Origin of the sequence: Sphingomonas sp. TDK1, assembly GCF_001650735.1 — a bacterium.
GTDB lineage: Bacteria > Pseudomonadota > Alphaproteobacteria > Sphingomonadales > Sphingomonadaceae > Sphingomonas.
In genome coordinates, this window is the sequence record NZ_LXVY01000014.1 from 1 (window position 1) to 9602 (window position 9602).

Below are 9602 nucleotides of genomic sequence, written 5' to 3' on the forward strand. Positions count from 1 at the left end.
CCAAGGTCCAGCCCGGAGACTCCGTCGCCGTGTTCGGCCTCGGCGGCATCGGCCTCGCGGCGATTCAGGGTGCGCGCCAGGCGAAGGCGGGTCGCATCATCGCCATCGACACCAATCCATCCAAGTTCGAGCTGGCACGCCAGTTCGGTGCTACCGAGTGCATCAACCCCAAGGACCATGACAAGCCCATCCAGCAAGTGCTGATCGAGATGACGGGCTGGGGCATCGATCATACCTTCGAGTGCATCGGCAACGTCCACGTCATGCGCGCCGCGCTTGAATCAGCGCACCGTGGCTGGGGTCAGTCGATCGTGATTGGCGTTGCCGGCGCGGGCGAGGAAATCTCCACCCGCCCATTCCAGCTCGTCACGGGCCGCGTATGGAAGGGGTCCGCTTTCGGTGGCGTCAAGGGACGGACACAGCTCCCCGGCATGGTCGAGGATGCGATGAGAGGCGATATCGATCTGGCCCCATTCGTAACCCACACGATGGGTTTGGAGGAGATCAACGAGGCCTTCGAACTGATGCACGAAGGCAAGTCGATCCGCACGGTCATTCACTACTGACCCGCCGATCCGAAGCGGCGCGAGGCGCTCGGATCGACAACTCGGCCGTCATCATGGCCCGACCCCGGCCATGATGAAGCGCGCTCTGGCAAATGGGCAACGCGTCGCGATGCGGTAACAAGCGCCGAAGTACGGTCGTTACATGCCGATAGCGGCACGGACCAGGGCCGCCCAGCCCAGGCGCTTACCAGCGGAGTGTGTGTGGCCTCGTCGCGCGACCCAACAGGGAAAATGGTTTTATCGTAACCTTTGTCCACTGCTGGAAAAATACTTCAAAGGTGCCGAATATCGGGCCAGCCTGACCTTTGGATGTATTGAGTCGGAAAAGCATTCATCTGTTCCCCGACTGTGATGAACCACGGGCCGCATGGGCGGATAGGGCAGGAAGACTGAATTGAAGAGCAAGGGTATTCACGCGACGACACCGGTCACCGATCATGGGCATAAGGGGCTGCCCGCTTGCGTGCAGGTTCGCGGCGCGCGCCAGAATAACCTCAAAAATATTGACGTCGATGTACCGCGCGACGCCTTCGTGGTGTTCACCGGCATATCGGGCTCGGGCAAGTCATCGCTCGCGTTCGGCACCCTCCCGCGAACGAATGGTGCCGTCACGTCGCGACCCATCAACGGCGCCTTATCGTTAAATTCAGAGATATGATAAGTGCAGAAGACAAGGTCATCCACTATTGCGGATGACCTGCCATATTCATCTATTCATTTCCCGATACGGCCGGGCCACCCATTCCGGATAGAAACACGAACCTTACCCTGCAGTCAGACAGCAGCTTAGGGTGCCGACCGCTCGGCTATTTCGCGGCCAGCAGGGTGAACTTGTGAATTTGCGGCGGTTCAGAAAAAAGTTCTTCTGCCTTGTCCATCAGTGCGGCGGCAACCTTGCCGTCGAGATGGGCTTGCCGATCCTCCTCTGTGTCGAACGTATCGAAGATCGCGTACGCACCGGGACCTTCCTCGATCGCATACCAGGTCAGAGTGCCCGCCTCAGCTTGAACGAGCGGCAATGCCGAGGTCAGGAAATTGGCGACATCACGCTCTTTTCCGGGCTTGGCCTTCAGTGGTACATACAGGGCAAGTTTGGGCATAAATGACTCCTCAAGTGAAACCGACAGTCATTATTCGGCAGAGTAACGGAAGAGCGGGCCGCTACGTTCCCCATGAGGCGGAGCAAACGCGGCCCCGCCTCCTCGTCGAAATCAGAACTGCTGTGCGGTCGGCCGGATGACGATCGCGTTGACGTCGACGTCATCAGGTTGTTCGACAGCGAACGCGATAGCACGCGCCACCGATGCCGCCGGGATGGCCTGCTTGTAGAAGTCCAGCACCGTCTCAGCAGCCGTACCCGACGTCGTGAACTTCAGGTCGCTCTCGACGGCTCCGGGCTCGATCGACGTGACGCGGACCTTCTCGCCCACCTCCTGGCGAAGACCTTCGCTGATCGCGCTGACGGCGAACTTGGTGCCGGAATAGACCGTGCCGCCCGGGGCGAAGACCTTGATGCCGGCGACCGAACTCAGGTTGATGATGTGGCCGCTGCCCTGCTCCAGGAAGCCGGGAAGAGCCGCGGCGATGCCGTAGAGCGTGCCCTTCAAATTGACGTCGATCATCTGGTCCCACTCGTCGGTGTTGACCTCGGCCATCGGACGGATCGGCATCAGACCGGCGTTGTTGATCAGTACGTCGAGACGGCCGAAGTCGGCGACGATCGCGGCGACGACGGTCTGGACCGCCGACTTGTCGGTGACGTCGAGCGCATAGGCGCGTGCCGTTCCGCCGTTCTCGGCGATCTGCGCGACGACCTCGTCGAGCTTGTCCTTGCGCCGTGCGGCGATGGCGACCTTCGCACCGCGTTCGGCGAGAAGACGCGCGGTCTCGGCGCCGATGCCGGTGCTCCCGCCGGTGATGAGAACAACCTTGCCTTCGATACCTTTGGTCATGACTGTGTTTCCTTCACTTCAGATGTTGATTTTTCGCTGCGTCGCGGCCCCGCGCCAGCGGTAGCCGCGTGGATGAACGAGGCCGATAAGGCCCGCGCGAAGCGCAGGTGCCAACAGGCCGATCATCCGCAGCTCCTCTATGTAGAACGGTTGTGCCAGCAGCGCCGACCCCACCCATTCTTTAAGCTTGCCCATGGCAGCACCCTTAGGTCGCGGAGACGGGGTTGAGGACAAACGTGGCGCGCTCGGCCAGATCGCCGATCTGAGAGAGGTAGTTTTGGAAGTGGGGCGTCGCGCGGTGGGCGGTAACCGCATCCGCGTCCGCGTACAGCTCGTCGAGGACGAAGCGGTTCGGATCGCTCTGGTCCTGCCAGAGATCGTAGCGCAAATTGCCCGGTTCGGCACGGCTTGGCTTTAGCATGGCGTCGAGCAGAGCGCGCAGGCGGTCGACGGTATCCGCACGGGCGGTTAGGACGGCGACGATCTTCACGTTGGCGGTCATGGCACCATATCCTGTCCTGGTTATATCCGAAGCGGGGCGCATCCTGAGCGCCCCGCCCGTCATCCTGGTACTCACGCAGCGGCGCGATCGAGGGCTTCGATCAAAGCGTCGGCCATGGCTTGGTCCGACGCCGGATTCTGACCCGTGATCAGCTCCCGGTCCACGACGACATTCGAAGCGAAGTTCTTGTCGGTGACAGAGACGTCGCCACCGGCCGACCGCAGCGCCTTTTCCATGTCGAAGAAGAGCTCGCCCTTCAGCACTTGCTCCTCAGCGATCTTCTCCTCGCTCGCCGAGAAGACGGTCATGCGGTAGCCTGAGTAGATCCAGTCTCGCGCCAGGTCGGCCGCCCCGGCGTCATCGCCTTCCTCCAGCGCCTTGCGGAAGGCCGGAGCATCGTCGAGCGTAGAAACAACGACCACCGGTCCGTGGCAGAGGAGCGCGGTCGGCTTGGCCGCCGCGTGGAAGTGACGGAGGATCGTGCCCGCATCGCGGTCCTGCATCAGATCGACGATGGGCGCGTGACCTCCCGGCACGAACACGCCAACGAAGCCGTCCAGACCCTCGTCGACGACCGATTTCAGCGTGCGGACGTCGTTCATGGCCGGGTGGCTGGCGAAGAAGTCCTTGGCGCGCTGGTATGCCGCCTCATCACCGCCAAAGTGGTCCTTCGTGTCGGAACCGGCATCGATGTGCGGCTTGGTCCCATTGGGCGTAGCGAGAACAATATCATAGCCGGCGTCGAGCAGTGCCAGCGCGGGGACTGTCGTTTCGTTGAGATACTGACCGACCGTTGCGGTACTGCCGCCACGCAGACCGAGCTGTGTCGCGTTCGATCCAAGAACGAGAACCTGACCCTTGCTCATCTGAACCTCCATGTTCGCGGCGCCCGTCGCCGATGGATGGGAAATGGGCCTCGTTGATATATTCTAGAAGTTTATCTTTCTAATGTCAGATATACGTCTGACAGGATGACTGCATGCGCTACGATCTGAACCTGCTGCCGATCTTCGTCGCGTTGATGGAGGAACGCAGCGTCACGCGGGCCGCCGAGCGCATGGGCATGACACAGCCCGCCCTGTCTAATGCCCTATCGCGTCTGCGACTGATGCTTCAGGACCAACTGTTCGTCCGCGAGCGCTACGGCATCCAGCCGACCCCGATCGCGCTTGAACTCTCACCGCTGATCGCCGAGGCACTCGCCCAGCTCGACGACGCGGTCCTCGGTCAGCAGGCCTTCGACCCCGTACGGACCGAACGGCTCTTCACGATCGCGCCAAACGGCTATGTCGAGTTCGTCCTCGTCCCCGCTATCGTGGCGCGCCTGGAGAAGGTCGCCCCCGGCATCAAGCTTCGTCTGACGCCCTACGGGAACGATCTTGTGGAAACAGGCGTCGTGTCGGGCACGACGGCGCTCGTGCTGGGCCGCATCGTCGATCCGCCCGACAACCTCGTCGTCCAGCACCTGATGGACGAAGGGCTCGCCTGCGCCGTCCGTGCCGACCATCCGGGCGTCGGCGATGTCATGACGCGCGAGCAGTTCGAGACGATGAAGCATGTCAACATCGTGCCGCCCGGACGGATGCGCGCCGGGCTGTTCCAGGCGCTGGCGCAGCAGCAGCTGAAGCGCGACGTCGCAATCTCCGTGACAAACTTCTTCGCGGTAGCCGAGATAGTGGCGGTGACCGACTATTGCGCCACCTTGCCCTCGCTCATCTGCAGGCGGCTGATGCACGACCCCCGGCTGAAGATCCTGCCGGCTCCGGTCGACCTTGGCAGCTTTCCCGTGGAAATGGCTTGGCACGTCCGCTATCGGCATGATCCCGCACACCGCTGGTTACGTGCGCTGATCGGCGCGGTCATCACCGACCTCACGGGGAAGACGGCAGCGGCAATCACGCCGTCGCCAGCCTGACGACGATGTCGAACCGCGATGTCGCTTGTGCGTATCCTGTACGCGACAAAGTTCGCTATACAGCCCCTGACAATAGGATTTATCATGCGCGCAATCGGCTACCAGCAGCCCGGAACGATCGATCGCACGGAAGCTCTCGTCGACATCGAGCTTCCCGATCCCGTAGTCACTGGGCGCGATCTCCTCGTCGAGGTCAAGGCCGTCTCGGTAAACCCAGTTGATACGAAGGTGCGCGCTGGATCGGGTCCGATCCACGGTGATTGGCGTGTCCTGGGTTGGGATGCCGCCGGTGTCGTTCGCGCTGTTGGCCCTGAAGTGCGCGGCTTCGAACCGGGCGACGAGGTGTTCTACGCGGGCAGTATCGGCCGCGATGGGACCAACGCCGAGTTGCACCTGGTCGACGAACGCATTGTCGGGAAGAAGCCGGCCAGCCTCGATTGGGCAGAGGCAGCGGCGTTGCCGCTGACGGCGATCACCGCGTGGGAGGCCCTCTTCGAGCGATTGTCCGTGCGTACTCCTGTAGCCGGTGCAGCACCTGCGCTGTTGATTGTCGGCGGTGCCGGCGGGGTCGGATCGATGGCGATCCAGCTTGCCCGTCAGGTTCCCGATCTCACCGTCATCGCAACGGCATCACGCCCCGAGACGCAAGCCTGGGTGCGTGAGCTCGGCGCCCACCATGTCATCGATCATCGTCAGCCGCTGGCGCAGCAGGTCGCGGATCTCGGCATTGGCGCGCCGGCTTTCATCTTCTCGGCCACGCACACCGATGAGCATATCGAGCAGATCGCCGAGCTGATCGCCCCGCAGGGACGTTTTGCACTCATCGACGACCCCAAGACGCTCGATGTCGTACCGTTCAAACGCAAGTCGGTGTCGACCCACTGGGAGTTCATGTTCACCCGGTCCATGTTCGAGACTGCTGATATGGAAACGCAGGGTCAGATCCTGTCGGCCATCGCCAGCCTCGTGGACGCCGACGAGGTGCGCACCACCCTCACCGAACGGTTCTCCCCCATCAACGCCGCGAACCTCAAGCGCGCGCACCAGGCGCTTGAGAGCACTAGCGCACGCGGTAAGATTGTCATCGAGGGTTGGCAGTGATGCGGTTCACGCTCACTCAACGTCCGCCGCGCCCGCGGCCCCCGTTGCACCAACTGAAAGGGACCAAGCCTCGGCGTTATCGATGCCAGCCCTGTGCGGTTGTGGGCGTCGCTTTCGCTGGGTCACTGATATCTACAATCGTATAAGACCGTGATGTTTCGAGATAGCAGACGCGGTCCTCGGGTGAAAACTCGGGACGTCTGCTAGCTTGGCATCTCACCAATCGGTGCCAAGAGCGGGGAGTGCTTCGGCTAAGAAGTCAATCCACGCCCGCGTCTTGGCGGCGGGGCGCCGCGTCGGGTGTGTGATGGCATATGCCGCTCCCAGCATCATAGGCGGCTCGTCCAGCTCAAGCTCGCTCAACTGGCCGGCGCGAAGCGCCTCTGCCGCAATAAAGCGTGGCCCATAGACCAGCCCTTGGCCCGCGATGGCAGCGCGAACCAAAGCCTCACCATTGTCGGAACACATCGATCCTAAGATCGGCACCTTGATCGTCCCGTCTTTACCGAACGCCCACGATGTCGTTCCTGCAAGCGATGCGTTGGTGTGGCCCAGACAATCGTGATCGCCGAGGTCGGCCAGGCGGGTTGGCGTTCCCCGCCTCGCCAAATAAGAGGGGGCGGCACACAGCACGACGCGCATCGCCACGAGTTTGCGGGCAACAAGCGCACTGTTGGCGAGGCGCCCGATCCGTACGGCGACATCCCAACGCTCTTCCAGCAGGTCGACGTAACGATCGTTGAAGCCCAGTTCGATCGTCACTTCGGGATGGCGTGCGGAGAAAGCAGGGATGAGTGAGGCAAGGTGCAGAACGCCGAAGGTGGCGGGCGCACTGACGCGCAGCAGTCCCTGCGCGGTGATCGACCGCGACGATGCCTCCGCCTCGGCTTCTCCGATATCCATCAGGATACGTTCGGCCTTTTCGAAATAGTCGGTGCCTGCCTCGGTCAGCGACAGCCGACGCGTCGAGCGCTGGACCAGCGTGGTGCCGAGCCGCGCTTCGAGGGCGTCTAGGTGCTTGGCCGCCATCGCCGGCGACATGTGCAGATCGCGTGCGGCAGCAGAGATGCCACCGAGCCTGATCGCCTTTACGAACACGTCCATACCCGTCAACCGATCCGCCATGATTTCCTACCCGTGGTTGAAGCTGATCCTTCTACGTGGCAGATTATCATTGCGCGATAGTGGGCACATATCCCGGTCAACAGATCGAACAATGATCCAGGCGGCTTCCGTGGCGCCTGCACCGGAGTGTATGACCATGAGCGTCCAGCCCACCTACTTCATCCCGCATGGCGGCGGCCCCTGCTTCTTCATGGAAGATCCACGCGGCGTGTGGAGCGGTATGGAAGCGTTCCTGCGCAGCCTGCCGGATGCGCTCGCCGAGAAGCCCAAGGCTATCCTCGTCGTCTCGGGACATTGGGAAACGGATGGCTTCGCCTTCACCGGGGCCGAGCGGCCCGAGCTAATCTACGACTATTACAACTTCCCGCCCCATACCTATCAGCTGCGCTACGACGTACCAGGCTCGCCCGCGCTCGCCGCCCATGCAGCGGCCCTGCTCAAGGAGGCGGGCATCCCCTCGTCTGTCGACGCGACACGGGGCCTGGATCACGGCGTGTTCGTGCCCCTCAAGGTGGCCTTTCCGGATGCGGACGTTCCGCTGATCGAGATGTCTGTCGAACGCGGGCTGGACCCGGCCCTCCATGTCGCTGCCGGGCGCGCCCTTGCGCCACTGCGTGAGGAGGGCGTGCTGATCCTGGGTTCGGGCATGAGCTTCCATAACATGCGCGCCTATGGCGATCCGCGCTCGACGACCGGCTCGCAGGCTTTCGACCAGTGGCTGGCCGAAAGCATGGAGCTGGACGGCCCACAGCGGGCCGAGCGTCTTACGCAATGGGCCGATGCGCCCTCGGCGCGGTTCGCGCATCCCCCGGCCAAGGAGGAGCATCTGCTGCCCCTGATGGTCGCGGCCGGCGCGGCCGAAGGCGAAGGTGCCCGGGTCTATGCCGAGGAAGTGCTGTCGACCGCCATCTCGGGTTTCCGTTTCAACTGATCTCACCGCGTCACTGAAGGAGAATTGTCATGACCATCGGCGTCACCGGCGCGACCGGCCAGCTCGGCCGCCTCGTCATCGAAAGCCTGAAGCGCAAGTCGACCGACGAGCCGATCGTGGCGCTGGTGCGCTCGCCCGAAAAGGCCAGCGACCTAGGTGTCGAGGCACGCGCGTTCGATTACGCGCAGCCTGAGACACTCACTCCGGCACTGGCCAGGATCGACACGTTGCTCTTGATCTCGTCGAGCGAGGTCGGGCAGCGCGAGGCACAGCACCGCAACGTCATCGAGGCCGCCAAGACGGCGGGCATCAAGCGTATCGTCTACACCAGCCTGCTGCACGCCGACCGATCGCCGATCAGCCTGGGCGAGGAGCACCGTGCGACCGAAGCGCTGCTGGCGTCCTCCGGTATCCCGACGACCCTCCTGCGCAATGGCTGGTACACCGAGAACTACACCGGCTCGATTCCCGCAGCCCTGGAGAATGGCGCGCTCGTTGGCAGCGCTGGCAAGGGACGCCTGTCGCTCGCGACCCGCGCCGATTATGCCCAAGCCGCAGCCATCGCGCTGACCAGCGACGGCCATGAGGGCAAGACCTATGAGCTGGCCGGTGACGACGCGGTGACGCTCGCCGACCTTGCCGCCGAGATCTCGCGCCAGACCGGTCGCAACATCCCGTACCGCGATCTGCCGCAGGCCGAATACGCTTTGATCCTGAAGCAGGTGGGCCTGCCCGAGGGCTTCGCCGAGGGACTTGCGGCATGGGACGTCGATGCCTCGAACGGTGCGTTGTTCGATGACGGCCACCAGCTCTCGAAGCTGATCGGACGTCCGACGACACCGCTGGCCGACGCCGTGCGGGCGCAACTCGCCGCGCAGGGCTGACGTTACGGACAACCCCGACCGATAAAGATCATCCCTGGAGATAGCGCATGAACATCGACCTTTCCGGCAAGACGGCGCTCGTGACCGGCTCGACCGCCGGGATCGGCTTCGCAGTCGCGAAGGGGCTGGCGGCAGCCGGGGCGATCGTCGTCCTGAACGGGCGCGACGAGAGCCGCACCCAGGAGGCTGTTGCCAAGCTGAAGCGTGAGGTCGGGGATGCCAATGTGCGCGGTGTGGCCGGAGACGTCGGAACGGAAGCCGGATGCGATGCCATCGTATCCGCGCTTCCAGCGGTCGACATCCTAGTGAACAATGCCGGCATCTTCGGCCCGCAGGACTTTTTCGAGACGCCGGACGCGGAGTGGGAACGCTTCTTCCGGGCCAATGTGCTGTCGGGCGTGCGCCTGTCCCGAGCCTATCTGCCCGGGATGCGGGACAAGGGCTGGGGTCGCGTGCTGTTCCTGTCCTCGGAATCCGGCCTGAACATCCCGGCGGACATGATCCACTACGGCGTGACCAAGACCGCCGACCTTGCCCTGTCGCGTGGCTTGGCCAAGCGCATGGCGGGTACGGGGGTGACAGTGAATGCCATCCTTCCCGGTCCGTAAGCGTCCGGTGAAGGCGTC

Annotated in this window: 13 protein-coding genes; 7 read left to right on the top strand and 6 right to left on the bottom strand. The window is 63.2% G+C overall.

Annotated elements, in window-relative coordinates; genetic code table 11:
* Both A7X12_RS09920 and A7X12_RS25065 read left to right on the top strand, forming a co-directional pair.
* Window positions 1–566: zinc-binding dehydrogenase (locus A7X12_RS09920; RefSeq protein ID WP_157105554.1), on the top strand; the 566-nt coding region annotated here is incomplete at its 5' end.
* Between the two features lie 394 nt (window positions 567–960).
* Entirely contained in the window at window positions 961–1224 is a 264-nt protein-coding gene (locus tag A7X12_RS25065; protein WP_157105555.1) for a hypothetical protein, read from the top strand.
* 148 nt (window positions 1225–1372) lie between these two features.
* Here the strand turns inward: A7X12_RS25065 and A7X12_RS09925 are convergent, their stop codons facing one another.
* The 5 genes from A7X12_RS09925 to A7X12_RS09940 form a co-directional block, all read right to left on the bottom strand.
* Window positions 1373–1666, bottom strand: coding sequence for a putative quinol monooxygenase (locus A7X12_RS09925; protein ID WP_037093999.1), 294 nt, complete (start codon window positions 1664–1666; stop codon window positions 1373–1375).
* 111 nt (window positions 1667–1777) lie between these two features.
* Window positions 1778–2518: an SDR family oxidoreductase gene (locus A7X12_RS09930; RefSeq protein ID WP_043061436.1), complete on the bottom strand. Its 741-nt coding sequence runs from the start codon at window positions 2516–2518 to the stop codon at window positions 1778–1780.
* 18 nt (window positions 2519–2536) lie between these two features.
* Window positions 2537–2713: a hypothetical protein gene (locus A7X12_RS25485; RefSeq protein WP_156477766.1), complete on the bottom strand. Its 177-nt coding sequence runs from the start codon at window positions 2711–2713 to the stop codon at window positions 2537–2539.
* Window positions 2714–2723: 10 nt separating this feature from the next.
* Complete coding sequence (locus A7X12_RS09935) at window positions 2724–3020, bottom strand: putative quinol monooxygenase (protein WP_043061435.1); 297 nt, start codon at window positions 3018–3020, stop codon at window positions 2724–2726.
* Between the two features lie 71 nt (window positions 3021–3091).
* Window positions 3092–3886 carry a type 1 glutamine amidotransferase domain-containing protein gene (locus A7X12_RS09940; protein WP_064311489.1) on the bottom strand — a complete coding sequence of 265 codons (795 nt, stop codon included), beginning with the start codon at window positions 3884–3886 and terminating at the stop codon, window positions 3092–3094.
* Window positions 3887–3999: 113 nt separating this feature from the next.
* Between A7X12_RS09940 and A7X12_RS09945 the strand changes: the two genes are divergently transcribed.
* Together A7X12_RS09945 and A7X12_RS09950 are read left to right on the top strand one after the other, a co-directional pair.
* Entirely contained in the window at window positions 4000–4935 is a 936-nt protein-coding gene (locus A7X12_RS09945; RefSeq protein WP_064311485.1) for a LysR family transcriptional regulator, read from the top strand.
* 84 nt (window positions 4936–5019) lie between these two features.
* Window positions 5020–6036, top strand: a complete 1017-nt coding sequence (locus A7X12_RS09950) for a zinc-binding alcohol dehydrogenase family protein (protein ID WP_064311486.1) — start codon at window positions 5020–5022, stop codon at window positions 6034–6036.
* Window positions 6037–6252: 216 nt separating this feature from the next.
* Here the strand turns inward: A7X12_RS09950 and A7X12_RS09955 are convergent, their stop codons facing one another.
* Window positions 6253–7161 (bottom strand): LysR family transcriptional regulator, encoded by a 909-nt coding sequence (locus A7X12_RS09955; RefSeq protein WP_064311487.1) that lies wholly within the window; start codon window positions 7159–7161, stop codon window positions 6253–6255.
* Window positions 7162–7291: 130 nt separating this feature from the next.
* Here A7X12_RS09955 and A7X12_RS09960 point away from each other — a divergent pair, with 130 nt between their 5' ends.
* From A7X12_RS09960 to A7X12_RS09970, 3 genes are read left to right on the top strand one after another with little or no spacing between them, the layout of a single operon-like run.
* Complete coding sequence (locus A7X12_RS09960; protein ID WP_198161984.1) at window positions 7292–8092, top strand: DODA-type extradiol aromatic ring-opening family dioxygenase; 801 nt, start codon at window positions 7292–7294, stop codon at window positions 8090–8092.
* A gap of 29 nt (window positions 8093–8121) precedes the next feature.
* Entirely contained in the window at window positions 8122–8976 is an 855-nt protein-coding gene (locus A7X12_RS09965) for an SDR family oxidoreductase (RefSeq protein ID WP_064311488.1), read from the top strand.
* A 47-nt stretch (window positions 8977–9023) separates the two neighbouring features.
* Entirely contained in the window at window positions 9024–9584 is a 561-nt protein-coding gene (locus A7X12_RS09970; RefSeq protein ID WP_198161985.1) for an SDR family NAD(P)-dependent oxidoreductase, read from the top strand.
* The last annotated feature ends 18 nt before the right edge of the window (window positions 9585–9602 follow it).

What these genes read in the sequence shown, in the direction of transcription:
- A7X12_RS09925 (WP_037093999.1), bottom strand. Translation starts at nt 1,666, where the DNA reads ATGCCCAAACTTGCCCTGTATGTACCACTGAAGGCCAAGCCCGGAAAA.
- A7X12_RS09930 (WP_043061436.1), bottom strand. Translation starts at nt 2,518, where the DNA reads ATGACCAAAGGTATCGAAGGCAAGGTTGTTCTCATCACCGGCGGGAGC.
- A7X12_RS25485 (WP_156477766.1), bottom strand. Translation starts at nt 2,713, where the DNA reads ATGGGCAAGCTTAAAGAATGGGTGGGGTCGGCGCTGCTGGCACAACCG.
- A7X12_RS09935 (WP_043061435.1), bottom strand. Translation starts at nt 3,020, where the DNA reads ATGACCGCCAACGTGAAGATCGTCGCCGTCCTAACCGCCCGTGCGGAT.
- A7X12_RS09940 (WP_064311489.1), bottom strand. Translation starts at nt 3,886, where the DNA reads ATGAGCAAGGGTCAGGTTCTCGTTCTTGGATCGAACGCGACACAGCTC.
- A7X12_RS09945 (WP_064311485.1), top strand. Translation starts at nt 4,000, where the DNA reads ATGCGCTACGATCTGAACCTGCTGCCGATCTTCGTCGCGTTGATGGAG.
- A7X12_RS09950 (WP_064311486.1), top strand. Translation starts at nt 5,020, where the DNA reads ATGCGCGCAATCGGCTACCAGCAGCCCGGAACGATCGATCGCACGGAA.
- A7X12_RS09955 (WP_064311487.1), bottom strand. Translation starts at nt 7,161, where the DNA reads ATGGCGGATCGGTTGACGGGTATGGACGTGTTCGTAAAGGCGATCAGG.
- A7X12_RS09960 (WP_198161984.1), top strand. Translation starts at nt 7,292, where the DNA reads ATGACCATGAGCGTCCAGCCCACCTACTTCATCCCGCATGGCGGCGGC.
- A7X12_RS09965 (WP_064311488.1), top strand. Translation starts at nt 8,122, where the DNA reads ATGACCATCGGCGTCACCGGCGCGACCGGCCAGCTCGGCCGCCTCGTC.
- A7X12_RS09970 (WP_198161985.1), top strand. Translation starts at nt 9,024, where the DNA reads ATGAACATCGACCTTTCCGGCAAGACGGCGCTCGTGACCGGCTCGACC.